At 62.2% G+C, this 23,547-nt stretch carries 26 protein-coding genes; 18 read left to right on the top strand and 8 right to left on the bottom strand.

Going from position 1 to position 23,547, the window contains the following annotated elements; translation table 11 throughout:
* The first annotated feature begins 1 nt into the window (after nt 1).
* The 4 genes from BW978_RS04480 to BW978_RS04465 all read left to right on the top strand — a co-directional run bounded on the left by BW978_RS04480 (nt 2) and on the right by BW978_RS04465 (nt 2,458).
* Complete coding sequence (locus BW978_RS04480; protein ID WP_076392563.1) at nt 2-748, top strand: hypothetical protein; 747 nt, start codon at nt 2-4, stop codon at nt 746-748.
* Nucleotides 738-1,190, top strand: a complete 453-nt coding sequence (locus tag BW978_RS04475; protein ID WP_076392561.1) for a hypothetical protein — start codon at nt 738-740, stop codon at nt 1,188-1,190. Before BW978_RS04480 ends, BW978_RS04475 begins: the two co-directional genes overlap by 11 nt.
* Nucleotides 1,191-1,255: 65 nt before the next feature.
* The gene (locus BW978_RS04470; RefSeq protein ID WP_076392559.1) at nt 1,256-1,654 is read left to right on the top strand and encodes a CopM family metallochaperone; all 399 of its coding nucleotides are present in this window, start codon (nt 1,256-1,258) and stop codon (nt 1,652-1,654) included.
* Nucleotides 1,655-1,753: 99 nt separating this feature from the next.
* Entirely contained in the window at nt 1,754-2,458 is a 705-nt protein-coding gene (locus BW978_RS04465) for an HAD family hydrolase (RefSeq protein ID WP_076392557.1), read from the top strand.
* Here the strand turns inward: BW978_RS04465 and BW978_RS04460 are convergent, their stop codons facing one another.
* The gene (locus tag BW978_RS04460; RefSeq protein ID WP_076393211.1) at nt 2,459-3,088 is read right to left on the bottom strand and encodes a DNA-3-methyladenine glycosylase I; all 630 of its coding nucleotides are present in this window, start codon (nt 3,086-3,088) and stop codon (nt 2,459-2,461) included.
* Nucleotides 3,089-3,298: 210 nt separating this feature from the next.
* Here BW978_RS04460 and BW978_RS04455 point away from each other — a divergent pair, with 210 nt between their 5' ends.
* The gene (locus BW978_RS04455) at nt 3,299-4,120 is read left to right on the top strand and encodes a L,D-transpeptidase (RefSeq protein WP_076392555.1); all 822 of its coding nucleotides are present in this window, start codon (nt 3,299-3,301) and stop codon (nt 4,118-4,120) included.
* Between the two features lie 91 nt (nt 4,121-4,211).
* Complete coding sequence (locus BW978_RS04450) at nt 4,212-4,898, top strand: L,D-transpeptidase (protein WP_076392553.1); 687 nt, start codon at nt 4,212-4,214, stop codon at nt 4,896-4,898.
* A 70-nt stretch (nt 4,899-4,968) separates the two neighbouring features.
* Here the strand turns inward: BW978_RS04450 and BW978_RS04445 are convergent, their stop codons facing one another.
* The 5 genes from BW978_RS04445 to BW978_RS04425 all read right to left on the bottom strand — a co-directional run bounded on the left by BW978_RS04445 (nt 4,969) and on the right by BW978_RS04425 (nt 10,035).
* The gene (locus BW978_RS04445; RefSeq protein ID WP_076392551.1) at nt 4,969-5,436 is read right to left on the bottom strand and encodes a hypothetical protein; all 468 of its coding nucleotides are present in this window, start codon (nt 5,434-5,436) and stop codon (nt 4,969-4,971) included.
* A 61-nt stretch (nt 5,437-5,497) separates the two neighbouring features.
* Nucleotides 5,498-6,811: a glycolate oxidase subunit GlcF gene (glcF, locus tag BW978_RS04440; RefSeq protein ID WP_076392549.1), complete on the bottom strand. Its 1,314-nt coding sequence runs from the start codon at nt 6,809-6,811 to the stop codon at nt 5,498-5,500.
* 49 nt (nt 6,812-6,860) lie between these two features.
* Nucleotides 6,861-7,238 (bottom strand): DUF4870 family protein, encoded by a 378-nt coding sequence (locus BW978_RS04435; RefSeq protein WP_076392547.1) that lies wholly within the window; start codon nt 7,236-7,238, stop codon nt 6,861-6,863.
* A 12-nt stretch (nt 7,239-7,250) separates the two neighbouring features.
* Complete coding sequence (gene glcE / locus BW978_RS04430) at nt 7,251-8,444, bottom strand: glycolate oxidase subunit GlcE (protein ID WP_076392545.1); 1,194 nt, start codon at nt 8,442-8,444, stop codon at nt 7,251-7,253.
* A 157-nt stretch (nt 8,445-8,601) separates the two neighbouring features.
* The gene (locus BW978_RS04425; protein WP_076392543.1) at nt 8,602-10,035 is read right to left on the bottom strand and encodes an FAD-linked oxidase C-terminal domain-containing protein; all 1,434 of its coding nucleotides are present in this window, start codon (nt 10,033-10,035) and stop codon (nt 8,602-8,604) included.
* 137 nt (nt 10,036-10,172) lie between these two features.
* On the opposite strand from BW978_RS04425, the gene BW978_RS04420 reads away from it, so the two are divergent.
* Together BW978_RS04420 and BW978_RS04415 are read left to right on the top strand one after the other, a co-directional pair.
* Nucleotides 10,173-11,069, top strand: a complete 897-nt coding sequence (locus tag BW978_RS04420; RefSeq protein WP_076392541.1) for a LysR family transcriptional regulator — start codon at nt 10,173-10,175, stop codon at nt 11,067-11,069.
* Between the two features lie 40 nt (nt 11,070-11,109).
* Nucleotides 11,110-11,661 carry an STM3941 family protein gene (locus tag BW978_RS04415; RefSeq protein WP_076392539.1) on the top strand — a complete coding sequence of 184 codons (552 nt, stop codon included), beginning with the start codon at nt 11,110-11,112 and terminating at the stop codon, nt 11,659-11,661.
* Here BW978_RS04415 and BW978_RS04410 read toward each other — a convergent pair.
* Nucleotides 11,650-13,065, bottom strand: coding sequence for a DUF6880 family protein (locus tag BW978_RS04410; RefSeq protein WP_076392537.1), 1,416 nt, complete (start codon nt 13,063-13,065; stop codon nt 11,650-11,652). The two genes, BW978_RS04415 and BW978_RS04410, sit on opposite strands and share 12 nt — an antisense overlap.
* Before the next feature lie 132 nt (nt 13,066-13,197).
* Between BW978_RS04410 and BW978_RS04405 the strand changes: the two genes are divergently transcribed.
* Together BW978_RS04405 and BW978_RS23735 are read left to right on the top strand one after the other, a co-directional pair.
* The gene (locus BW978_RS04405; RefSeq protein WP_076392535.1) at nt 13,198-13,452 is read left to right on the top strand and encodes a type II toxin-antitoxin system HicA family toxin; all 255 of its coding nucleotides are present in this window, start codon (nt 13,198-13,200) and stop codon (nt 13,450-13,452) included.
* Entirely contained in the window at nt 13,449-13,784 is a 336-nt protein-coding gene (locus BW978_RS23735) for a type II toxin-antitoxin system HicB family antitoxin (RefSeq protein WP_076392533.1), read from the top strand. The genes BW978_RS04405 and BW978_RS23735 overlap by 4 nt, the downstream gene beginning before the upstream one ends.
* Here BW978_RS23735 and BW978_RS04395 read toward each other — a convergent pair whose 3' ends face one another.
* Nucleotides 13,785-15,056: a DUF3422 family protein gene (locus BW978_RS04395; RefSeq protein ID WP_076392531.1), complete on the bottom strand. Its 1,272-nt coding sequence runs from the start codon at nt 15,054-15,056 to the stop codon at nt 13,785-13,787. It lies immediately after the preceding gene.
* A gap of 163 nt (nt 15,057-15,219) precedes the next feature.
* Here BW978_RS04395 and BW978_RS04390 point away from each other — a divergent pair, with 163 nt between their 5' ends.
* The 8 genes from BW978_RS04390 (at nt 15,220) to BW978_RS04355 (ending at nt 23,543) form a co-directional block, all read left to right on the top strand.
* Nucleotides 15,220-16,050 carry a FadR/GntR family transcriptional regulator gene (locus BW978_RS04390; protein WP_076392529.1) on the top strand — a complete coding sequence of 277 codons (831 nt, stop codon included), beginning with the start codon at nt 15,220-15,222 and terminating at the stop codon, nt 16,048-16,050.
* On the top strand, nt 16,047-16,820 hold the full coding sequence (locus BW978_RS04385; RefSeq protein ID WP_076392527.1) for a (Fe-S)-binding protein: 774 nt from the start codon (nt 16,047-16,049) through the stop codon (nt 16,818-16,820). The genes BW978_RS04390 and BW978_RS04385 overlap by 4 nt, the downstream gene beginning before the upstream one ends.
* A gap of 24 nt (nt 16,821-16,844) precedes the next feature.
* A complete protein-coding gene (locus BW978_RS04380) occupies nt 16,845-18,269 on the top strand; it encodes a LutB/LldF family L-lactate oxidation iron-sulfur protein (RefSeq protein ID WP_076392525.1) in 1,425 nt (474 codons plus the stop codon).
* Nucleotides 18,270-18,272: 3 nt separating this feature from the next.
* Nucleotides 18,273-18,950, top strand: coding sequence for a LutC/YkgG family protein (locus BW978_RS04375; RefSeq protein WP_076392523.1), 678 nt, complete (start codon nt 18,273-18,275; stop codon nt 18,948-18,950).
* A gap of 133 nt (nt 18,951-19,083) precedes the next feature.
* On the top strand, nt 19,084-20,421 hold the full coding sequence (locus BW978_RS04370) for a glycosyltransferase family 4 protein (RefSeq protein WP_076392521.1): 1,338 nt from the start codon (nt 19,084-19,086) through the stop codon (nt 20,419-20,421).
* On the top strand, nt 20,403-21,176 hold the full coding sequence (locus tag BW978_RS04365; protein ID WP_076392519.1) for an HAD-IIB family hydrolase: 774 nt from the start codon (nt 20,403-20,405) through the stop codon (nt 21,174-21,176). The genes BW978_RS04370 and BW978_RS04365 overlap by 19 nt, the downstream gene beginning before the upstream one ends.
* A gap of 174 nt (nt 21,177-21,350) precedes the next feature.
* Nucleotides 21,351-21,860 (top strand): NUDIX hydrolase, encoded by a 510-nt coding sequence (locus BW978_RS04360; RefSeq protein ID WP_175616843.1) that lies wholly within the window; start codon nt 21,351-21,353, stop codon nt 21,858-21,860.
* A 177-nt stretch (nt 21,861-22,037) separates the two neighbouring features.
* Nucleotides 22,038-23,543: an inorganic phosphate transporter gene (locus BW978_RS04355; protein ID WP_076392517.1), complete on the top strand. Its 1,506-nt coding sequence runs from the start codon at nt 22,038-22,040 to the stop codon at nt 23,541-23,543.
* The last annotated feature ends 4 nt before the right edge of the window (nt 23,544-23,547 follow it).

The following is a 23,547-nucleotide window of genomic DNA, read 5'->3' as shown; positions in this document are numbered from 1 at the left end:
CATGATCCTTGAAGCCCTGAACTATGCCGCGAGCTGGCCGCTGACCTCTGTCGCGCATCGTCCGTTCATCCGTTCCTCCGTCAATCTCTGGGCGCGTGCCAGTCGCTGCCATGCGGCATGGGCCGAGCATGAGCGTCGGACGAAGGCGGCCATTCTCGCGGCGGCTGAAGGATGCCGGCAGCGGCGCACGGTGGTGGTGCTCGGTTCAGGGCTGTTGCGGGATGTGCCAGTGACCGAGCTTTCACGGCTGTTCGACGCGGTGGTGCTCGTCGATCTCGTGCATCTGGCCAGCGTGCGGGGCTGGCTGGCAGTGAAGCGGCTGAAGAATGTCCGGCTGATCGAGCGGGACCTTTCCGGCCTTGATGCCTTGCTCGCCGGCCAGCCGACCGAGCCGCTCGCGTTTCTCCGTCAGGTGCCTTATCTCGACCTCGTCGTTTCAGCCAATCTGCTATCTCAGATCGGGATTGGCGCCGCGCGACGGCTTGACGGTCATGCGGACAAGGGCGCTCTCCTTCGTCAGGTGATCGGCGCGCATGCCGAGGCTCTGGCGCAGGTTTCGGCCGAGACCTGCCTCGTCACAGATGTCAGCTACACGGTCATCGACCGCGGTGGGGGGCGTCACGAAACGGTCGATCTGATGTACGGAGCAGATCTGGGGGATGTCCGGGCCGAATGGGACTGGCCGGTGATCCCCTTCGGCGAGGAAAGCCCGGACTACCAGATCCTGCATCGTGTGATTGCCCGGTAAGTTCGCCGGCCTTGCTTTCGTCCCGATCGCAGCCCATCTTCCCTCCATGACATCACTCGCCCGCCTCCTGCTGCTCGTCGCAGCGCTTGCCTATGGTGCAATGCCCATGACCGGCATGTCGGCCATGGCGATGCCCGCGGCGCAGGCGATGGATGCCACCGGCGATCTTCTCGAGCCGGTCATAGCCTCTACCGCGATGGCGGATATCGATTGTCCGCATTCGGCTGCAGGACTTTCAATTGCGGATGCTGCTGATGGAGATCTCGATCATCCTTCCAAGCCGATGAAATCGGTCTGGCATTGCGCGGCATGTCTAACGCTGCCGGCCGAGACCGTGCTTGTCGACAGCGGCGAGCCGGCGCGGGCCGCAGAAGCATCAGCGCTTCCCTCAAGGCTCGTGTCCCAGCTGCGTGCACCTGCGACACCCCCTCCCCGTGCCTGATCCGATGACACCGCGCGGCCTTTGGCTTCGCGCAATTCCATCATCGATCAGCACAGGAGATTTCAATGCTGAAGACCTTTTTCGTTGCGGCGTCGCTTGCGACCGCACTTTCCACGTCCGCTGTCCTTGCCCAGGACAACAGCATGCATCAGGGCCACGACATGTCTTCCATGGACCATAGCAGCATGGATCACGGCGCGATGGGCGACAGCCCGTCGTCCAAGGCTTTTGCCGAGGCCAATGCCAAGATGCACAAGGACATGGCCGTGCCGCTCACCGGCAATGCCGATGTCGATTTCGTGCAGGGCATGATCCCGCACCATCAGGGCGCCATCGACATGGCCAAGATCGTTCTGGAGTACGGCAAGGATCCCGAGATCCGCAAGCTCGCCGAAGAGGTGATCGCTGCCCAGGAAGGCGAGATCGCCATGATGAAGGCGTGGCTTGCCAAGAACGGCCAGTAAGCTCCGCCCAATCTCGAAACTGCAATGGCGCTCAAGGGCGCCATTGCTTTGCCCGAGAGACGGATTAGTCTGCCCCCTCCTGATCGATAAGGAGGCGTCATGTCCAACCGCCCTGTCTCCGTGATCGGCTTCGATGCCGACGACACGCTCTGGCAGAACGAGCAGTATTACAAGCTGACCGAAAGCCATTTCCGCAGCCTGCTCTCCGAGTTTGCCGAGGGCGAGCATGTATCCGAGCGCTTGCTGGAGGCCGAGAAGCGCAACCTCGCCCATTACGGCTTCGGCATCAAAGGTTTTACCCTGTCGATGATCGAGACGGCGTTGGAGATCACCGAGGGCCGCGCACCCTCCTCCGTGATATCAGAAATCCTGGCGATCGGGCGCGATCTCTTAAGCCACCCCGTCGAATGCCTGCCGCATGCGCGTGATGCGCTGGAGGAGCTTTCGGGAAAGTACTTCCTTGTGCTGATCACCAAGGGCGATCTCTTCGACCAGGAACGCAAGCTCGCGCAATCCGGGCTCGGCGACTATTTCGACGCAGTCGAGATCGTCTCGGACAAGACCGCCACCACCTATCGGCGGATCTTCGGCAAACATGGCGAAGGACCGGAGCGGGGGATGATGATCGGCAATTCGCTGAAGTCAGACATCGTGCCGGCGATCGCCGCCGGCGCCTGGGGCGTGTTCGTGCCGCATGAACTGACCTGGGTGCTGGAGCATGTCGACAAGCCCGAGGAGGCGCCGCGCTTCCGCGAGATCCCGGATCTCGGGCATGTACCTGATCTCGTCGCCAGCCTGGCCTAGTCAGGGGCGGACGAGCCGGGACCGAAGTTCCTCGGTCGGCGCGCGACGGCAGCAGCCTTCGATATGGTCATTGACCAGGCCCATGGCCTGCATGAAGGCATAGACCGTTGTCGGGCCAACAAAGGTCCAGCCACGCTTCTTCAGATCCTTCGACAGGCGGATCGAGGTGGGCGAGGTCGGATTGGCCCTGAGTGTTGCATAGTCCATGCGTTCCGGGCGTTCCGATGCGTCGGGTTCGTAACTCCAGAAGTAACGAGACAGCGAGCCGAATTCCGCCGTGAGGTCGATCGCATGGCGGGCGTTGTTGATGGTCGAGACGATTTTGCCGCGATGGCGGATGATGCCCGCGTCCGCCAGGCATCGGGCAATCTCGTCATCGCCGAAGTGGGCGACCTGATGAAAGTCGAAGCCGGCAAAGGCTGCGCGGAAATTCTCGCGCTTTCTCAGGATCGTCAGCCAGGAGAGGCCGGATTGGAAGCCTTCCAGGCAGATCTTCTCGAAGAGCCTGACATCCTCCGTGACCGGGCGGCCCCATTCCTCGTCATGATAGCGGCGATAGTCTTCGAGGCCGCCATGCCAGAAGCAACGGTCGAGACCGTCCTCTCCCCGGATCAGGCCTTCCGCGATCATGTCCATGCGATTCTCCCCATGCGGAAACGCGTTTACCATTTGTTCACGATTTTTCCAAACCGGCTGCTAACCCTTCCGAAAGGTTTACGGGCTCGATCGCATTTTCATGAACGCCTCTTTACCAATTGGCGGCCTCCGCTCTGGCACGATCGGCTGGAATTGGCGGCATGTCGTGCCGCCGCATCCGGTCCCAAGTTCGTGAGTTGTCCGATGTCGAAGAGTTCCCTTTTTCTGGCCCTGCTGACCAGCCTGTCGATTGCCTTGCCCGTCCATGCCAATGATCGCTACCAGAGCCGCCCACCCGTCATGGTGAGCCCTGATCTGCAGGCCTCCTGGGTGTTGCAGCTGGGTGGCGTGCCAGCGCAGACGCGCAGTTCCGCGATGCCGCAGCGCCAACGTCAGGTCGTTCCGGCGGGTCGCCAGCGGGTCGTCGTTCAGCCGCAACAGGTGCTGCGCCAGCAGCCGGTGCAGCAGCAGCGTCGTCTCGTGCAGCAGCGGCGCGTGCTTTTCCCCCAGCAGCAGCCGGCGCCGCAACAGGTGGCGATGCGGCCGGACAAGCCGGTGCGCACCCAGATCGAGCCGAAATTCCTGCCGCAGATGGTCCAGTACCAGACCAAGCACAAGCTGGGTACGATCGTGATCGATACGCGCGAGCGCTTCCTCTATCTCGTCATGGCCGACGGCATGGCAAAGCGCTACGGTGTCGGCGTCGGTAAGCCGGGCTTCGAATGGGCCGGCACGCACAAGGTGACTTCCAAGCGCGAATGGCCGGACTGGCGCCCGCCGCAGGAGATGATCGCCCGCGAGGCCGCCAAGGGGCACTTCCTGCCCGCACATATGCCCGGCGGCCCGGAAAATCCTTTGGGTGCCCGCGCGCTCTATCTCGGCTCAACGCTCTACCGCATTCATGGGACCAACGCGCCCTGGTCGATCGGCAACGGGGTCTCCTCCGGCTGCATCCGCATGCGCAACGAGGATGTGACGGATCTCTATGAGCGGGTGAAGGTCGGCACCAAGGTCATTGTGATCTGAGGCACAGGCAATATCACAATACATCGATTAGCGCTTGCTTTGATAGGCGAAGCGGCTAGGCTCTAAGCCCTGAAAATCAGGGGGATTGCTTATGTTCAACACGACTCTTCGCAAGGCGGCGGTGGCGGTTATCGCGCTTACCATCGCCTTGCCGGCGCCCGCCAGCGCCATCAGCCTCAATCGCATCGAGACGACGAATGACGTCACGCTTGTTTCGCAGCAGCGCAGGGAAGTGCCGGAAAAGTTCAAGAGGAAGGTCGTGCGCCTGACGACGGACGAAAAGCCAGGCACGATCATCATCGATACCAACAACAAGTTTCTCTACTATGTCGAGGGCAACAACCGCGCGACCCGCTACGGCGTCGGCGTCGGCCGCGAAGGCTTCGGCTGGTCGGGCGTGGTGAAGATCGGCCGCAAGGCGGAATGGCCGTCATGGCGCCCGCCGGCAGAAATGCGCCGCCGCGAAGCCGCCAAGGGCCATATCTTGCCGGTCGTGCAGGAAGGCGGACCGGACAATCCGCTCGGCGCGCGCGCCATGTATCTCTACAAGGGCGGCCGCGATACGATCTTCCGCATCCATGGCACGAACCAGCCCTGGACCATCGGTCTCAACATGTCCTCGGGCTGCATTCGGATGATGAACAAGGATGTCGAGCATCTCTACGAGCGCGCCGATATCGGCTCCAAGGTTATCGTCATCGGTCCGGGCAACCGCCAGGGCGACGTCTCCTTCGACGACAAGGGCGTCGACATCCTGCGCACGATCTTCGGCGGCTGAGCCGACGCGATACCTGTAAAACGAACGGCCGTGCCGACGGGGGCGCGGCCGTTTTGATATGTAGGGCTTGTCAGCGCTTCACGTCACAGAAGATGTCGCCCTCGTGGGCGATAACCGTCTCGCCGCCGCCGCCGAGCGCCAGCGTCTCCACCTTCAGATCATAACGCCCCTTGAAACGCATGGCGGTATCGGAGTTGCGATCGGTCAGCATCGACATGGTGATACGGTAGAGAGGCTTGCCCTCCGGAGCGAAGGCATGAATGCTGAAGCGCAGGTCACGATCATCGATCCAGTATTGGCGCAGCATATCGGATCGGATCTGGAAGCGGCGAAAGCCTGATGGGGCAGCCTTGTCCTTGACCCCGGCCATGCCGCGGAAATGCACCAGTTTTTCCTGATCCTTGCTACTGAAGCCGCTCTCCAGAGACATGTCGATCACGGTGTCGGACGCGGCGCAGTAGATGCGCTCGATTGCCTCCGCCGGTGTCACGAAGGGACAGAGGAATACGACCGCGACGACTAGACTCTTGCTTGCCATGAAGGCCTCCCGGGATGCTCCATCCCGGGGCAGTTTTAGCAGAAATCGCTTAACAATTCGCTCAGGCCGAGACGCGGCGATCAAGCGCTTTGGGGCGCGGACCGCCATAGGCCCAGTTCAACAGCTCGACCGTATGGACGACGGGTATACCGGTCGCCGAACCGATCTGGGTCATGCAGCCAATGTTTCCGGCGGCGATGATATCGGGCTTGGTCTTCTCGATGTTCTTCACCTTGCGGGCCTTCAGCCTGGCTGAAATCTCCGGCTGCATGATGTTATAGGTGCCGGCGGAGCCGCAGCAGAGATGGCCTTCCGGCGGATCCTTCACGGTAAAGCCGGCCAATTTCAGCAGGAGTTTCGGCGCCATCGTCACCTTCTGGCCATGCTGCAGCGAACAGGCGGAGTGATAGGCGACCGTCATGCCCTTTGTTTCTGCGATCGGCAGATCGAGGGTGGAGAGGTATTCGGTGACATCCTTCGCGAGCGCCGAGACGCACGTAGCCTTTTCGGCATAAGCGGGGTCGAGGCGCAGCATGTGGCCGTAGTCCTTGATCGTCGTGCCGCAGCCCGAGGTCGTGACGATGATCGCGTCGAGACCGCCCGCTTCGATGGCGCGGGTCCAGACATCGACATTGCGGCGGGCGCTGTCGAGCGCCTGCTCCTCGCGGCCCATATGGTGGACGAGCGCGCCGCAGCAGCCCTCGCCCTGGGGTACGATAACTTCGACACCGAGGCGGGTCAGCAGCGAGATCGCCGCTTCGTTGATGCCGGGATCAAGGACGGGCTGGGCGCAGCCGGTGAGGATTGCGACACGGCCGCGACGGGTCGCTGAGGCCGCATGAATGGCGGGCCTGGCGAAGTCCGAGGGTGGCGCGACCTTGGAAGGCGCGAGCCTCAACATGGCGGCCAAAGGCTTCAGGGACTTCACCTGATCGAAGATGCCGGCGAATGGACGCCCGAGGGCAGCGAGCTTCAAGGCCAAGCGGAAGCGGCCTGGATAAGGCAGGACCATGGCCAGCATGTTGCGGGTCAGCCGGTTCATCAGCGGGCGGCGGTAGGTCTTTTCGATATGGATGCGGGCGTGGTCGACCAGATGCATGTAGTCGACGCCGGAAGGACAGGTCGTCGTGCAGGCGAGGCAGGAGAGACAACGGTCGATATGGGTGACGATCTGGTCGTCCGCTGGGCGGCCGTTTTCCAGCATGTCCTTGATCAGGTAGATGCGACCGCGCGGGCTATCGAGCTCGTTGCCAAGCGTCACATAGGTGGGACAGGTGGCGGTGCAGAAGCCGCAATGCACGCATTTGCGCAGAATGCTTTCGGCCTCCGCGACATGCGGATCGGCAAGCTGCTCGGCGGTGAAATTGGTCTGCACGCTGATCCTCCCAAAGCGCGGCCGGCCGGGCCGCTCCCTTCATTCGTTTTCAGATCCACCAGCTGGTGGGATTTGCGATCGGTTCGCCGGCCGAGGCCTTCTGCAGGCCGATGACGCAGCGGACGACGATCCAGATGGCGACGCCGAAGATCAGGATGACGCCTATGGCAACAAGCATGAGGATGCTTGATATCAGCGCATAGAGCAGCCCGATCCAGAACGTCCTGATGGCATAGGCATAATGGGTGTCGACCCAAGGCTCGCCCTTGCCGCGGTTCATATAGGCCATGATCAGCCCGACGATGCCGGTGAGGCCGACGACGAAGCTGACGAGATAGAGACAGTAGACCACCTGCACATTCATGCGGCCAGGCGAGAACCAGCCGTCGCCGGATGAAACGGGCGGCTGGTAATTCGGATCAGCCATCACAAAACTCCTTCATGCCATCAGACCGGGATTGAAAATCCCGTGAGGATCGAGTTTTGCCCTGACCCGGCCCGAAAGCAAGGCAACCGCAGGTGTCTGCGGCTCGAAGCTGGCCACTTCGGCGCGGACCTGAGGTGCTGCCCGGAGCAGCGTCGCATGGCCGCCGCCAAGGGTGCGGATGCCATGGCGCAAGACCTCTGCCTCGGGGTCGGCCTCCATACGCATCCAGACGAGACCGCCCTGCCAGTCGTAATAGGCGTCGATACCGGCCCGGAGCCTGAGGCCCGCGACCAGCTTCCAGGCTTGCGAAGGAGCCATGGACAGGCGCCAGAGCGGACGGGCCGTGCCATCGGCATAGGGTGTGACATCTCGAATTTCGGCCCAGAGCGCTTTCGTCTCGTCAGCGTCGAGACGACTGACCGGGCCCATGCCTGATATGGCCGCCATCAGCTTTTCGGCACGGACGGCGACCGAGGCTTCGAGGCCTTCCAGGCGCATGACCGTGGCCGCACCTTCCGGCAGTTTGCCGCCGATGAATCGGCCACGCACGCTTTCCGGCAGATGGGCAGCACCGGAGACCTCGACGGAGAGCGACAGGGCCGCCGCGAGCGCCTTCATCGCCTGCTCGTCTTCCAGACCTGACAGGACGATCGTCGTCGCGGTCTTCGGAACCGGCAGGACCTTGAAGGTGACTTCGGTGAGGAAGCCGAGCGTGCCATGGGAGCCGGCGAGCAGCTTGACGAGGTCGAGGCCGGTGACATTCTTCATCACCTTGCCACCGGCCTTGACCACTTCGCCCGCCCCGTTGACGAAGCGGACACCGAGCAGGTGGTCGCGTGCGGCACCTGCCGTGAAGCGACGCGGACCGGAGCTGTTGACGGCAAAGAGGCCGCCGATGGTGGGCGTGCCCGAGGTGCCCATGGCGCCACGATGATCCATGGGTTCGAAGGCCATGGCTTGCCCGTTTTCGGCAAGGGCCGCCTCGATCTCCGCAACGGGCGTGCCGGCGCGGGCCGTGATGACCATTTCAGCGGGATTGTATTCGACGATACCAGACAAGGCGGCGGAAGACAGGGTGGAGTCTGCGGCTGCAGGATTGCCGAAGCCTGCACGGCTGCCGCCACCACGGATGTGGAGCGGGGCCTTGCGGGAGGCATGGTCGCGGATGAGGTCGGCGACTTCGATTTCGGTCGAGGGCGTCAGCATGGGGTGGCTTTCAAGGTCATAGTGCCCCTCATCCGCCTGCCGGCACCTTCTCCCCGCAGGCGGGGAGAAGGAGAAGCGCGGCGATGTCTCCGTCCCCTCGCCCCGCCTGCGGGGAGAGGCTCAGGGTGAGGGGCAAACTTGTGGTGCAAACGATCCATCATCCCCGTCCCTCCAGCGGAAAGACCTTTGACGGATTGAGGATCCAGTCGGCATCGAAGGCGGAGCGCACGGCCATCTGCTGATCAAGATCGACCTGGGTGAACTGGTGCAGCATCAGGTCGCGCTTCTCGATGCCGACGCCATGTTCGCCGGTCAGGCAACCGCCCGCATCGACGCAGAGCTTGAGGATTTCCATGCCGGCGGCTTCCGCCTTGGCTGCGTCATCAGGGTCGTTGATGTTGTAGAGGATCAGCGGGTGCATATTGCCGTCGCCGGCGTGGAAGACATTGGCGACGCGCAACCCGTAGCGGTCGATGATCTCGGAGGTCTTGCGCAAGACGTAAGCGAGCTGGCTGAGTGGCACGGTGCCGTCCATGCAGATATAGTCGGCGATGCGGCCCGTGGCGCCGAAGGCGGATTTGCGGCCTTTCCAGATGAGGGCGGCCTCGTTGGCGGACTGGCTCTCGCGCACGGTCTTCACGCCATGGCGCTTGGCGATCTCGACGATGGCGGCCAGCATCGCGTCCATCTCGGCTTCGGAGCCCTCGACTTCGACTATCAGCAGCGCTTCCACGTCGAGCGGATATCCGGCCTTGGCGAAGGCCTCGCAGATCTCGATCGCGGGCTTGTCCATGAATTCGATCGCGACCGGTATGATGCCGGCGCCGATGACATCGGCGACGCAGGAACCGGCAGCTTCCGCGCTGCCAAAGCCGAAGAGCACGGGGCGCGCACCTTCCGGCTTGGCGAGCAGGCGGACGGTCGCTTCGGTGACGATTCCAAGCTGGCCCTCCGAGCCACAGACGAGGCCGAGCAGGTCATAACCCTCGGCGTCCAGATGCTTGCCGCCGAGATCGATAATCGTGCCATCGACAAGCACCATTTTCACGCCGAGCAGGTTGTTGGTGGTGACACCGTATTTGAGACAGTGGGCGCCGCCGGAGTTCATGGCGATGTTGCCACCGATCGTGCAGGCGAGCTGCGAGCTCGGATCAGGCGCGTAGAAATAGCCGTCTGCACCGACAGCATCTGATATCGCGAGATTGGTGACACCGGCCTGGACCGTGGCGCAGCGATTGGCGTAGTCAACCTCGATGATGCGGGTCATGGCGGAGAGGCCGAGCACGACGGCATCTTCCTGCGGGATCGCGCCGCCCGAGAGCGAGGTGCCGGCGCCGCGGGGCACGACGGGGATGCCGTAGCGATGGCAGTATTTCATGACGGCCGCCACCTGGGCTGTCGTTTCGGGCAGGACGACCGCGAGCGGGCGGCGGCGATAGGCGATGAAGCCATCGGTTTCAAAGGGCACGAGTGCGTTTCGCTCCTCGACGAGGCGGCCCGGTGGCACCAACTCCTTCAGATCGGCGAGGATCTCGGCGCGGCGCGACAGGACGTCGGGCCTCGGCGGCAGAAAGGCGATGGCTTCGCTCATGAAATGTCTCCCCTCTTTGCCCAGATCCTAACTGCACAGCGCCCGCCGCTCAACTGGTCTATTTTTCTTACCACTAGGACTTTCGTGGAGCAAATGCTATGCACTTATGACCAAATCGGAAACAGTGGCGCACACTCATGACCAATCTCGGTGATCTCGAAGTCTTCGTCCGCGTTATTGCGGCCGGCAGCATGTCGACCGCGGCACGCGATCTCGGCCTTTCGCCCGCTGTTGTCTCCAAGCGCATCAAGCGGCTGGAGGACAAGCTCGGCACGCGACTCCTGCAACGCACGACGCGGCAGATCTCGCTGACGGAAGCCGGCCAGGGATTTTACGAGCGGGTCCTGACCGTGCTTGGCGGGCTGGAAGAGGCCGAAGCCTTCGCGTCGGGACGCTCATCGGAGGTCAACGGGACCTTGAAGATCTCCGCATCGACCTCCTTCGGTCGTATGCATGTGGCGCCACACTTGAAGCCCTTCATGGAGGCGCATCCGGACCTTGCCATCCATCTGGTGCTGTCGGATGACTTCACCGATATCGTAGGCGGCGGCTTCGATCTCGCGATCCGCATTGCGGAACTGAACGATTCCTCGCTCGTCGCACGCCGGTTAGCACCGGTGCGCCGCGTGCTGTGTGCGGCACCAGGCTATCTTGCTGCACACGGGACGCCTGAAACCCTCGATGACCTGAAAAAACATCGCTGCCTGCCAGCACACAATCACGATTCATGGCGGCTGGAAGGTCCGAGCGGGCCGGTGACACTCAGGCCCGAGGGCATGCTGATCACCAATTCCAGCGAGGTGCTCCGCGAAGCCGTGATCGCGGGTCTCGGGATCGCGCTGCGCTCCACCTGGGATGTCGGCGCGGAACTGAAGAGCGGCACGCTGGTGCAGGTGCTGCCGCAGTATGAAAGCTCGCGCAACGTGGCGCTGTCGGCCGTCTATCCGAGCCGCCAGTTTTTGCCCGCGAAAGTACGGCTGTTCATTGACTATCTGGCGGAGTTGTATGGGCCGGTGCCCTATTGGGAGCGTTGAGCGACCTGCGCTCTGGGCTTCCTTTCTCATGAGACATCCCATGTCCCACATCGACACCTCCGCCACCTACAGCTTCCGTCAGGCTTACGGCCAGACGGCATTAACCGTGCTCGGATGCCTTGCCTTTGTTGTGATCGGGCTTGTTACCGCCCAAAAGCTCGGCCCGTCACAGGACGGTCGCGCTGTCATGGCCTATTTGCCGGTCCTCTTCTTCGGTCTCCTGATGATCGGCATCCTCTGGCGCGTGATTTCCCTTCGCGGGACGGTGTTGCGGATGTCTCCAGAGGGCATCCACGACATCCGGCTCGCATCAGGCACAATTCCGTGGCGCGCAATCGAGGATGTCTTCACGTGGACGCATCGCGGCCAATGCGTCGTGGTTTTGCAGGTTTCACCCGAGGTGGAAAACCAGCTCGGCCTCAGCCGGATCGCCAGAGTGACGCGCGGTGCAAATGCCGCGCTGGGCGCCGACGGTCTTTGCATCACGAGCGCCGGGCTCAATCTGTCCCATGACGATCTGCTGGCATTGATCGCCGCCTATACGGCCGCCGACCACGGGAAATCGGACGTGTGGCTGATATCAAACGGCTGACAACCCGCCGGGTACCGAGCTCCAGAAGCCATATTTCTTTGAATGATTGCGCCTTAGCTCCGCGAGGAAGGCGGCATGCGTCGAGAGGCCGTGACCTTCGGACAGGTTCGGCATGAGGCGCGAGAGTTCGCCGACGTAGCGGCCGGCATGGGGATAGGCCATGCCGATGCCGCGCCGCAGGATATCTTCGACGAGGACGCGGTAGAGCACCACGGCGGCCAGCGGCTCTTTGGCAGACAGCGCCTCGGCGGCGGGGGCGAGGTCGTCGTAGTGGCGACCTTCCCAATCATGCTGATGACGCAGCACATGGGCTGCTGCCAGATCGAGGCGCGGCCAGGCCAGGAAGAAGTCGAGGCCGAGATAGATGTCCTCGTGCTCCTTCGCCAAAGCCAAGGCCCGGTCGAGTTCGTCGAATTCGGCGAAATCGTCGAGCTTCGACAGGTAGAGCTTGAGGACGGCTGGATCGAGGGTTTCGCCGAATTCGCGCCAGCGCAGTTCCTGCGCGTCTTCGCGGCGCTTCAGCTTATCCAGGATTTCGGCTTCCAGCAGGCGGCGTTCATGGGCGCCATAGTCCGGACCGACGGAGGCGAGCACGCCATTGACCGGGATGAGGCGCACGCCGCGCGGGCGCTCGCGCACCCATTCCAGCGCATCTTCGAACCGGCCGGCCTGATGCAGCATGTCGGCGACGGCCAGCGTGTCGCGGCGGTTGTCGGGCTTCTGACGTTCGAGCTTCAGGAAGTGGTCAATATCGCCCTGGTGCAAAGCGAGCGACTGGAGAAGGTCGAGCGCGCCGAGCTTCAAGGGTTCGGAGGGCAGCACGTCAGCCAGGACCTTGCGCCATGCCTTCGCGGCCGGGCCTGAGACCACGCCGGTCAGCGCGCGAAGAAAACCCGTATGCTCGCCGTAGCGATCCCGCAACCGCAAGCGTTCCAGATGCGGCACCAGCAGGACCTGCTCCTCGGCACCAACGGTCTTGATCAGCTCGAGCGTGGCCAATTCCGTATCTTCGAAGACCTTCCAGAGACGGGCATTGTCGGTGGCGAGCCGGGCGGAAACGGGGAAGCGCAGGCCGAGGAAACGAACAATACGCTCGGCTGCGGCCTGGGGATCGGCTGACCCGAGTTCCGACAGAATGTTGCGGGCCAGGGCTGCGAATTCACCGGCGAGATCGCGGGCGCGTGCCTTGTTGATGCGCGTCGTCGCCTGGTCGATCGCGTCGAGGCGCTTGTCGATCAGGCGCGCCATCTCATCCGGCCCGGTTTCCCCGGCGAGCGCCGTCTGCAGCCGTGCCTTTAGCGCCTTGTTGGCAGCGGATTCCTCCAGGAGAATATCGACCAATTTCTCGAGCCCAAGGCCTGACAGCCCCTTCTTGTCGAGTTTCGCCTTGGTCTGCTTCGCCATTCTGCCTGTTACCCATTTCCGCGTGCCTTATATCGAACGGACGGCAGGGCTCGGCAAGGAGAAAAGAGAAGCGACGACGGAGCGTGCCATAGTCAATCTTGATGCAGTACTGTATTGTGGTATCATACATGGATGAAGAAGAAGCATCTGGCAACTCTGGAGCAGATATTCGCCCGACCGGTCAGCGGCACGATCCGCTGGCAGGAGATCGAAGCGCTGTTTGTCGCGCTCGGCGCGGAGGTGAGCGAACGCGAGGGATCGCGCGTCGGTGTTTTCCTCTTCGGTCAAGTCAGGGTCTTTCACCGGCCGCATCCAACACCGGAGACGGACAAAGGCGCGGTGGCCAGCATCCGCAAATGGCTGGAAGAGAATGGAGTGACGCCATGAACAATGTGATCGAAATCGATGGCCACAAGGCAGTTGTGTCGCTCGATCCGGATCTCGGCCTGCTGCGTGGCGAGTTCCTTGGCCTCAACGGCGGCGCCGACTTCTACGGTGAGAGCATCGACGCACTTCGCAACGAAGGCGAAATCTCGCTTGCCGTGTTTTTGGACATATGCGCGGACAAAGGCGTCGAACCCTACCGGCAATTTTCCGGCAAGTTCAATCTGCGGCTCGATCCAAAGCTGCACGAGGCGGCGGTGATTGCGGCGCGCGCCGAAGACAAGAGCCTCAACGAGTGGATCGCCGACATCATCGCCGAAGCGGCCGAGCGCTGATCAGCCCTGCCGTTCGTGGCTCCTACGGATCCGTCGAACAACCCACCAGACGCCAAGCACGGAGAGCGGCACCGAAATGCCGGTGATGATGGCCGTGTCGAAAGGCAGGAGGTCGTGCGGGATGGCCTTGGCGGCATAACCCACAAGACCGACGACATAATAGGAGATGGCGGCGACCGACAGGCCTTCGACGGTCTGCTGCAGGCGCAGCTGCATTTCGGCGCGGCTGTTCATGGCGGTCAACAGGTCGGAGTTCTGGCGCTCCAGCTCGACGTCGATCCAGGACCGGACGAGGGCTGTCGCACGCGAAAGTTTCCGCGAGAGGTTGGCCTGACGTTCCTCGACGGACTGGCATGTGCGCATGGCGGGCGCCAGGCGCCGTTCGAGAAAGGAGCCCAGCGTTTCGTGGCCAGGCACCTGGGTCTCATCCAGGGTCTTGATACGCTCGCGCACGATGCCGTCATAGGCGCGGCTTGCGCCGAAGCGATAAAGGCTCAAGGCAGCATTGGCTTCAAGCTCGGCGGCCAGGCGCGTGAGTTCGGCCAGCATCTCGTCGGATTCGTCGCGGGCATGCGCCTTCATCCGCTGGGTGACAGCGGTCAGGCCGTCCTCGATCCGGCGAATCTCCGGTGACAGCGTCTGGGCAAGCGGCAGGCCCAGCATGGCCGTGGTGCGATAGGTTTCGATGTCGAGCAGGCGCTGGACCACGGCGCCGCGACCAGCCTCCGTCATGCCTCTGTCAATGACGAGGATCTGGGTGAGGCCATGACCGTCCTGGCGAAAGTCGGTGAGCACAGCCGCCTGGCCGTTCTTCAACTCGCTATAGCAAAGGCTTGCCGGATCGAAGGCGGCATGGGCATCGGCGATTTCGGGACCATCAGGGCGAAGTTCGAGGCGGATCCCCGAAATCAGCGGACCGGGGGCGATGAAGCCGTCGCCGAAGGGATGGATCGGCACTTCGCCACCGAAGCTCTCCGGCAGCGGCCCGTCCCAGAACCAGGTGGAAAACTCGGTATGCCGCTCCCAACGGAGCGTCCCCTGTCCCCAGGCGAGCGAATGATAGCGTCCATTTTTCTCCGGCGGGGCGACGCCGCGGGCGCGGGACAGTTCGGAAATGGCCGCGTGATGCACCGCCGAGCCGCCATCCATCATGAAGGCGAGCTGAAAAATGACCCGACCGGATTTGACCAGCGCATAGGGTCTGGCATGGATTTCTCCGAGCGCCAGCGCCCGCTCCGGCGCCATTGGAAATGCAAAATCACCCTTTGCCACGCCGTCCGTCTCCCTTGCCCTTACTCAAGCTAGCAGTGCGCTCGTCTCAGCGCAAAGGTGCAAACGTCACAGCCCCGCTTTCGACGAATTGCGCAGCAGTCAAGTGGACAACAAAGTTGACCACTTGTCATTCCGCTTGTTATGAAACGGCATGGAGAGGGTAATGATCGAGAGCGACCAGACACTGTTTTCCGGCGTAAGCCACAGCCGCACCGCCGACGAGGTGGTGCAGCAGATCGAGCTTTTGATCCTCGACGGCGTATTGCGTGATGGTGACCGGCTGCCGGGGGAGCGGGAATTGTCCCAGTCGCTCGAGGTGTCTCGGCCAATCCTGCGTGATGCGCTGAAAGAACTGGAGAATCGGGGGCTGCTGATCAGCCACCATGGCGGCGGCACCTTTGTGGCCGACATCATCGGCCAGGTGTTTTCCAAGCCGATCACCGATCTCATCTCCCGCCATGCCCGCGCCACACGCGATTATCTCGAATATCGTCGGGAACTCGAAGGACTGACGGCCGAGCTTGCGGCGCAACGCGCGACGGCAACCGACAAGGCGCTCTTGTCACGGATCATCGAGGACATGCGTCACGCCCACGGGACCCAGGAGCCGGAAGACGAACTTGCCGCCGACGTCGAATTCCACAACGCCGTCGGCGAGGCGGCGCACAACATCATACTCCTGCACACCATGCGGGCCTGCTACCGGCTCCTGTCGGAGGGCATCTTCTTCAACCGCAAGGCCGTCTTTTCGCTGCCCAATGCGCGCGAACAGCTTCTCGACCAGCACGTGGCGATCCATGACGCGATCTTGGCCGGCGATCCGCAAGCGGCCAAGGCCGCAGCCCAGGCGCATATCGATTTCGTCATGCGGGCCGCTGACGAGAGCGCGCGGGCCGGCGAATGGGGACGGGTCGCGAAACTGCGGCTGATCCGGCGCGATGGCGGGCGCGGAGGCCGTGCCGGAGGCAATTCCAAGACGGAGACGAAAGCGTGAGCCAAGCACAATCGCGGCCGAAGGTCGGCCTCTTCGCTACCTGTCTTGTGGACCTCTTCCGGCCGAGCGTCGGCTTTTCGGCAGCCAAGCTGATCGAGGATGCCGGCTGCGACGTGCATGTGCCGATCGCCCAGACCTGTTGCGGTCAACCGGCCTACAATTCCGGCGACACCAAGGATACGCGCGATCTGGCAAGGCAGGTGATCGAGCAGTTCGAAGGCTTCGACTATGTCGTTGCCCCCTCCGGTTCGTGCGGCGCCATGCTGAAGATGCATTATCCTGAGCTCTTCAAAGGCGATCCGCTCTGGGAGGAACGCTGTCGGCGCTTCTCGGAGAAGGTGTTCGAGCTCGTTTCCTTTCTCACCGATGTCAGAGGGATGACCGAAGTCCAGACCCGGCTCGACAGAACCGTGACCTATCACGACAGCTGTTCTGGCCTCAGGGAACTCGGCATCGCAAAGCAACCGCGCGCGCTTCTGTCGAGTGTCGAGGGCCTGGAACTGAAGGAAATGACAGGCTCGGATGTCTGCTGCGGTTTCGGTGGCACCTTTTGCGTCAAATATCCCGACATCTCAGGCAAAATCGTCTCGAAGAAGACGGCGATGATTTCAGAGACCGGCGCCGAGATGCTGCTCGCCGGCGACATGGGCTGTCTGATGAACATGGCGGGCAAGCTGAAGCGCGAGGGCTCGACCATCGAGGTTCGGCACGTCGCGGAAGTTCTGGCCGGCATGACCGACAGCCGGCCGATTGCCGGCAGCGGCAAGTAACGGACACAAAGGGAGGAGGAAGGCATGCAATTCACCGCCCCGCAGTTCAAGGACAATGCAGCCAGAGCGCTGGCCGACGGCCAGTTGCAGAAGGCGCTGACCAATGTCGAGAAGGGTTTCATCGCCAAGCGTGCGGCCGCCGTCGCTGCCCTTCCCGAATTCGACGCCCTGCGTGACAAGGGGCGCGAGATCAAGAACCACACGCTCGCCCATCTCGACCTCTATCTCGAAGCTTATGAGCGCAAGGTGACGGCATCAGGCGGCCATGTGCACTGGGCCGAGAGTGCCGAGGATGCGCGCCAACTGGTGCTCGACATCTGCCGGCGGGTCGGCGCAAAGACCGTGACCAAGGGCAAGTCGATGATCACGGAGGAGATCAATCTCAACGACTTTCTCTCCGAGCATGCGATCGAGCCGGTCGAGACCGACCTCGGCGAATACATCATCCAGCTTCGTGGCGAGCATCCGAGCCATATCATTGCGCCTGCGGTGCATCTCAACAAGGAGCAGGTTGAAGAGGATTTCCGCCGGGTGCACACGCATCTCGACCCGAAGCGCGACCTGACGGCGCCGGAAACGCTCTTGTCCGAAGCCCGCCAGGTGCTGCGCAAGCGTTACTTCCAGGCGGATGTGGGGATTACCGGCGCCAACTTCCTGATCGCTGAAACCGGCACCTCCGTGATCGTCACCAACGAGGGCAATGGCGATCTCACGCAGTCGCTGCCCAAGGTGCATATCGTCGTCGCCTCGATCGAAAAGCTGGTGCCGACGCTTGAAGACTGTTCGCAGATATTGAGGCTTCTCGCCCGCTCGGCGACCGGTCAGGACATCTCCGTCTATACGACCTTTTCCACCGGGCCGCGCCGGGCAGAGGATCCTGATGGGCCGGAGGAGTATCACGTCATCCTGCTCGACAATGGCCGTACCGCCATGCTCGGCAGCGAGTTCCAGGACATGTTGCGGTGTATCCGCTGCGGCGCCTGCATGAACCACTGTCCGGTCTATCACGCCGTCGGCGGCCATGCCTATGGCTCGGTCTATCCGGGTCCCATGGGGGCGGTGCTGACGCCGTCGCTGTTCGGTGTCGACATTTCAGGCCATCTGCCGAATGCCTCGACCTTTTGCGGGCGCTGCGAGAGCGTCTGCCCCATGCACATCCCGCTGCCGAAGATGATGCGGCACTGGCGCGAGCGCGAATTCGAGAACCATCTCAATCCTGCCACGGCACGCTATGGCCTGGGTGTCTGGGCCTTCTTTGCCAAGCGACCGAAACTCTACCGCATGGCGATCTCGATCGGCGCGCGCATGTTGAGCCTGATCGGCGGCAGTCGGGGACGCATCGCGTCCCTGCCCTTTGCCTCGGGCTGGACCGACATCCGCGATCTGCCGGCACCCGAGGGCCAGACCTTTGCCCAGCAATGGGCCGCACGCCAGAAGCACGGAGCCTGAACCATGGACAGCCGCCAGGCGATTCTTTCCCGCATCCGCAGCTCGCTGAAGGTGGGTACCGACAATACCGAGCGCGCCGAGACCGTCGCACGTCGTCTCGTTGAGCGCCCGCAAGGGATCATTCCGAGGCGGGGCCAACTACCCGCCGATGAGCGGCTCGCCCTCTTCATCGCCATGGCCGAAAAATACAATGCCACGACAGAGCGCCTTGCCTCGCGCGAGACCCTGCCACAGTCGGTCGCCGAGTATCTCAAGCAACGCAATCTGCCGGCCTCGATCCGGATCGGCGCGGACAACCGGCTTGTGAATCTGCCCTGGCAGAGCGCCGGAGCGCTTGAGATCCTGAATGGCGCCTCTGATGGAAACGACCTCGTCGCCGTCAGCCATGCCCTCGGCGGCATTGCCGAGACAGGCACACTTTGCGTTCTCTCCGGGCCCGACAATCCGGTGACGCTCAACTTCCTGCCCGACCATCACATCGTCGTCGTTGAGGCTGCCGCGATTGTCGGCGATATGGAAAGCCTCTGGGCGAACCTCCGGAAAGCTCAGGGCGAGACGATGCCGCGCACGGTGAACATGATCACCGGGCCGTCTCGCTCTGCCGACATTGAGCAGACTTTGCTCCTTGGAGCCCACGGCCCTCGGGCGCTCCATATCGTCATCGTCGGGACGACGGCATGAGCGATTGCGAAGGTGCCCGGACGTAAAGGTTCCGGGCCATCGCGAAAATTTCATCTAAAAAGTGAAACAATTTCCGACCCAGTGCGTTACTATTCCCGCTTCTTAAGAACGAAATTTTCAGAAGGTGGGGATTATGGCACTTCAAACGGATCCGCATGAGACGCCGCGCATCGCGCTCGTCTCAACGCATGGCTACGTCGCAGCCCAGCCGCCACTCGGAGCCGCCGATACAGGCGGCCAGGTGGTCTATGTTCTTGAACTTGCAAAGAAACTCGCCCAGCTCGGCCACAAGGTCGACATCTTCACCCGCCGCTTCGAAGACCAGCCTGAGATCGACGAGGTGGACGACAACGTGCGCGTCGTGCGCATTCCGTGTGGCGGACCGGATTTCATTCCCAAGGAATATCTGCACCGGCATCTGACCGAATGGAACGAGAAGGCCCTGCGCTGGATCAAGCGCGAGGGGCTGACCTATCTCTTCATCAATAGCCACTACTGGGATGCCGGCGTTGCCGGGCAGCGTCTGTCCGAAGCGCTTCGCGTGCCGCATATCCATACGCCGCATTCACTCGGGATGTGGAAGAAGCGCCAGATGGAGACCGACTATCCGGAACGCGCCGACAGATTCGAAGAAGAATTCAACTTCAAGGAACGCATTCAGCACGAGCTCATCATCTATCGCAGCTGCCAGCTGGTGATCGCCACGACCCCCATCCAGCTGGACATGCTGACCGAGGATTATGGACTGGCGCGCAATCGCGTGCACATGATCCCGCCGGGTTATGACGACAATCGCTTCTATCCGGTCTCTGAATCTTCTCGGCAGATGGTGCGCCAACGCTTCGGCTTCGAGGGGAAGACCGTGCTGGCGCTTGGCCGGCTTGCCACCAACAAGGGCTACGATCTTCTGATCGACGGCTTTGCCGTCATGGCGGAGCGCGTGCCGGAAGCGCGGTTGCGGCTGGCGCTCGGCGGGGAAAGCCTTGATGCGCAGGAAGAGACGATCCTCGCCCAGCTCAAGCAGCAGGTGGCCGATCTCGGCATTGACGACAAGGTCGAATTCTCCGGCTTCATTCCCGACGAAGAGCTGCCCGACATGTATCGCGCCGCCGATCTCTTCGTGCTCTCCAGTCGCTACGAACCTTTCGGCATGACGGCCATCGAGGCGATGGCGAGCGGCACGCCGACGATCGTCACCATTCATGGTGGCCTCTTCCGCGCCGTCAGCTACGGTCGCCATGCTCTGTTTGCCGATCCCTTCGACAAATACGATCTCGGCATCACCATGATGAAGCCCTTCAAGCATCCGAGGCTTTACGGGCGACTGTCGCGCATGGGCGCGCACAAGGCCCGCAGTCTTTTCACCTGGACCGGAATCGCTCAGCAACTCGTGGCTCTTGTGGAAGGGCGCCCAGTGGCGCAAGCTCTTGAAGAAAGCGACTGGGCAGAACCATGGAACGACGGGGATTGAAACCGATCCGGCTCTTTTCGTCGGATCTCGACGGGACGCTCGCGGGGGACCGCGATGCGTCTGTCGAATTCGCGCGGCTGTGGCAGACCTTGCCGGACGGCGAGCGACCGCTGTTGGTCTATAACAGTGGCCGCCTGATAGAGGACATCATGGAATTCACATGGGAACAAGGTTTGCCACAAGCCGATGTTCTGATCGGCGGCGTCGGCACCATGGTGCATTCGTATGACCATCCGCATCTGTCTGACCGGTATACGGCGCTAATCGCCGACGGCTTTGATGTCGACCTGATTGAGGCGGAACTCGTGATGATGGAGCGGCTGACCCGACAACCGGCACAGTATCAGCACGCCTACAAGTCGAGCTGGTATCTGCATGATGCGACGGCGGACGACATTCTGGAACTGGAGCAGATGCTCGCCAGTTCGGGCCATCGAACACGGGTCATCTATTCCAGTGCCCGCGATCTCGACGTACTGCCTGATGTCGCCGACAAGGGGAAGGCGCTCAGCTGGCTCTGCGGCGAGCTTGAGATCGGCCTGGACGAGGTTGTGGTTGCGGGCGACACCGGCAATGACAGGGCGATGTTCGAGCTCGATGGCGTGCGCGGCATCATGCCGGGCAATGCGCTTCCCGAACTCGTCAGCCTCGCGCAGGAAAGGCCGGGCATGATCGCAACTCAAGGAACCGTGGCCCGAGGCGTGATCGACGGGCTGAAGGAATTCGGCGTGTTTGCGACGCCGAAAGACAACTAGATGTCGGGAAATGCAGCTTTCGGGTACCGAATGTCGCATTGAATTGAACACATGGCGCCTACACCTGATAGGCAGCGATAACCATCGTGTGAAAAGCGTATCATCCGCACAAGATTGGCCGCGAAAGCGCGGTATTTTGGCGTATTCTGATAGACGAATCGAGGTGCAAGTTCATTGGGTATCATTGGCCGTATCACATCCGACCTCAGGCTCATGCTGCAGCGTCCGCCGCGGCAGCAGTTTGCTGCGATCTGTCACCGGACGCGCAAGAAGACAGGCGAGCTTGAGGTGCTGCTGATCACAAGCCGGGATACCGGGCGTTGGGTTATCCCGAAGGGCTGGCACATGCCGGGCAAGCAGCCCCATGCCATCGCCGAACGTGAGGCCTTTGAAGAGGCCGGCGTGAAGGGCAAGGCGGGCGTCGAGCCCGTCGGCTATTATACCTACATGAAGAAGATGCGTGGCGGGCACAAGGTGCCGACCCGCGTTCAGGTCCATGCGCTTGACGTGAAAGGCTTCGTCAAGGAGTTCCCCGAGAAGGGCGTTCGTCGTCTCGAGTGGGTCAGTTGCGCGGAAGCAGCCACTCGCGTCGAGGAACTGGAACTCAAGGCGTTGTTCCTGGAATTCCCGAAACTGACGCAAATGCCCGCGCCAATCCCAGAAAAGGCTGCAAAACGGGCCTGAAAGCGACTGTCACAAAACTGTCATATTGCAGCGCGCCCCCTTTGTCGCTAGGGGCTTCTGCGACACGATGAGATATGCCGTGACGTGCCGGTGGCCCACGGACTATGCGTCATCATCTGCCGCTAAAACAAAAGAATGAGGAATCCGGACAGGGACCCTCTTCCGGAGACACCCGCCATGGGCAAGCCAAAGCCAAAACTCGTGAAGCCGACGCTCGACAAGGATCTCGACAAGATCGCCCATGTCGAGGAAGCAGCGCATCACGTTTCCAGAGGTTTCGCGCCGCTTGGCATTGCGCTGATCTTCATGGTGCTCGCTACCGTGTTTGCGGGGGCTCTTGCCATGGACCGGCCGGGCGCGTGGATCATCGTGGCGGCGGCCGCGATCGGCGCCTATATGGCGATGAACATCGGCGCCAACGATGTGACCAACAATGTCGGACCTGCCGTCGGATCACGCGCCATGACCATGGGCGTGGCTCTGACCATCGCCGTGATCTTCGAGACGGCAGGCGCCATGATTGCCGGTGGTGACGTCGTGTCGACGATCTCACGCGGGATCGTCGATCCGGCCAAGATGCCGAGTGCCGATGTCTTCATCTGGGCGATGATGGCGTCGCTGCTCTCCTCGGCGCTTTGGGTCAACCTTGCTACCTGGATCGGCGCACCTGTATCCACGACCCATGCGGTCGTGGGCGGCGTTCTCGGCGCAGGTGTCGCGGCAGCGGGCATGTCTGCCGTCGACTGGGGCGTCATGGGCGGCATCGCGGCAAGCTGGGTCGTTTCGCCTATCCTCGGCGGCGTGATCGCGGCGCTCTTCCTCGCCTTCATCAAGGAATTCATCATCTATCGCGAAGACAAGATCTCGGCGGCACAGCGCTGGGTGCCCGTGCTGATCGGGATCATGACCGGCTCCTTCATCGCCTATCTTGCGCTCAAGGGCCTCAACAAGCTCATCTCCATCACCCTGTTGCAGGCCTGCCTGATCGGCCTTGCCTTCGGCTTCCTGTCGTGGTGGCTCAGCGTGCCGCTGATCCGCAGACAGTCGCGCGGGCTGGAGAACCGAAACCAGTCGCTGCGCAAGCTTTTCCAGCTGCCGCTGATCTTTGCAGCCGCCCTCCTGTCCTTTGCCCATGGCGCCAATGACGTGGCGAACGCCATCGGTCCTTTGTCTGCCATCGTACATGCCGCACAGGACAGCGAGATCTCGGGGGAGGTCACTGTGCCTTTCTGGGTTATGATCATCGGTGCTGCCGGCATCTCGCTCGGACTGCTGCTTTTCGGTCCGCGTCTCATCCGGCTCGTCGGCGAACAGATCACCAAACTCAACCCCATGCGGGCCTTTTGCGTCTCGCTTTCGGCAGCCATCACCGTCATCGTTGCCTCGGCGCTTGGCTTGCCCGTCAGCTCCACCCACATCGCCGTCGGTGCCGTGTTCGGCGTCGGCTTCTTCCGTGAGTGGTACACGCGCAATTCCAAGCGACGCATGGAATATATGCGCAACAAGGCCGAGCGCTTCGTCATCGAGCCGAAGCCGGAGCGCAATCCGGAAGAAATCCGCCGCCGCTATCTGGTGCGCCGCTCACACTTCATGACGATCGTGGCAGCGTGGATCATCACCGTTCCTGCATCTGCCGGCCTTGCAGCCGTGCTGTATTGGGTTATGTCTCAGATCGCTCTTTGATCCC

Origin of the sequence: Rhizobium sp. RU33A (genome assembly GCF_900156055.1) — a bacterium.
GTDB lineage: Bacteria > Pseudomonadota > Alphaproteobacteria > Rhizobiales > Rhizobiaceae > Allorhizobium.
The sequence above is the reverse complement of the archived record's forward strand: the minus strand, read 5'-3'. Positions and strand labels throughout refer to the sequence as shown.

Bases quoted from the DNA above. Each gene is read 5' to 3' on its own strand.
- BW978_RS04480 (WP_076392563.1), top strand. From the start codon at position 2: ATGATCCTTGAAGCCCTGAACTATGCCGCGAGCTGGCCGCTGACCTCT.
- BW978_RS04470 (WP_076392559.1), top strand. From the start codon at position 1,256: ATGCTGAAGACCTTTTTCGTTGCGGCGTCGCTTGCGACCGCACTTTCC.
- BW978_RS04465 (WP_076392557.1), top strand. From the start codon at position 1,754: ATGTCCAACCGCCCTGTCTCCGTGATCGGCTTCGATGCCGACGACACG.
- BW978_RS04460 (WP_076393211.1), bottom strand. From the start codon at position 3,088: ATGATCGCGGAAGGCCTGATCCGGGGAGAGGACGGTCTCGACCGTTGC.
- BW978_RS04455 (WP_076392555.1), top strand. From the start codon at position 3,299: ATGTCGAAGAGTTCCCTTTTTCTGGCCCTGCTGACCAGCCTGTCGATT.
- BW978_RS04450 (WP_076392553.1), top strand. From the start codon at position 4,212: ATGTTCAACACGACTCTTCGCAAGGCGGCGGTGGCGGTTATCGCGCTT.
- BW978_RS04445 (WP_076392551.1), bottom strand. From the start codon at position 5,436: ATGGCAAGCAAGAGTCTAGTCGTCGCGGTCGTATTCCTCTGTCCCTTC.
- BW978_RS04435 (WP_076392547.1), bottom strand. From the start codon at position 7,238: ATGGCTGATCCGAATTACCAGCCGCCCGTTTCATCCGGCGACGGCTGG.
- glcE (WP_076392545.1), bottom strand. From the start codon at position 8,444: ATGCTGACGCCCTCGACCGAAATCGAAGTCGCCGACCTCATCCGCGAC.
- BW978_RS04425 (WP_076392543.1), bottom strand. From the start codon at position 10,035: ATGAGCGAAGCCATCGCCTTTCTGCCGCCGAGGCCCGACGTCCTGTCG.
- BW978_RS04420 (WP_076392541.1), top strand. From the start codon at position 10,173: ATGACCAATCTCGGTGATCTCGAAGTCTTCGTCCGCGTTATTGCGGCC.
- BW978_RS04415 (WP_076392539.1), top strand. From the start codon at position 11,110: ATGTCCCACATCGACACCTCCGCCACCTACAGCTTCCGTCAGGCTTAC.
- BW978_RS04410 (WP_076392537.1), bottom strand. From the start codon at position 13,065: ATGGCGAAGCAGACCAAGGCGAAACTCGACAAGAAGGGGCTGTCAGGC.
- BW978_RS04405 (WP_076392535.1), top strand. From the start codon at position 13,198: ATGAAGAAGAAGCATCTGGCAACTCTGGAGCAGATATTCGCCCGACCG.
- BW978_RS23735 (WP_076392533.1), top strand. From the start codon at position 13,449: ATGAACAATGTGATCGAAATCGATGGCCACAAGGCAGTTGTGTCGCTC.
- BW978_RS04390 (WP_076392529.1), top strand. From the start codon at position 15,220: ATGATCGAGAGCGACCAGACACTGTTTTCCGGCGTAAGCCACAGCCGC.
- BW978_RS04380 (WP_076392525.1), top strand. From the start codon at position 16,845: ATGCAATTCACCGCCCCGCAGTTCAAGGACAATGCAGCCAGAGCGCTG.
- BW978_RS04375 (WP_076392523.1), top strand. From the start codon at position 18,273: ATGGACAGCCGCCAGGCGATTCTTTCCCGCATCCGCAGCTCGCTGAAG.
- BW978_RS04370 (WP_076392521.1), top strand. From the start codon at position 19,084: ATGGCACTTCAAACGGATCCGCATGAGACGCCGCGCATCGCGCTCGTC.
- BW978_RS04365 (WP_076392519.1), top strand. From the start codon at position 20,403: ATGGAACGACGGGGATTGAAACCGATCCGGCTCTTTTCGTCGGATCTC.
- BW978_RS04355 (WP_076392517.1), top strand. From the start codon at position 22,038: ATGGGCAAGCCAAAGCCAAAACTCGTGAAGCCGACGCTCGACAAGGAT.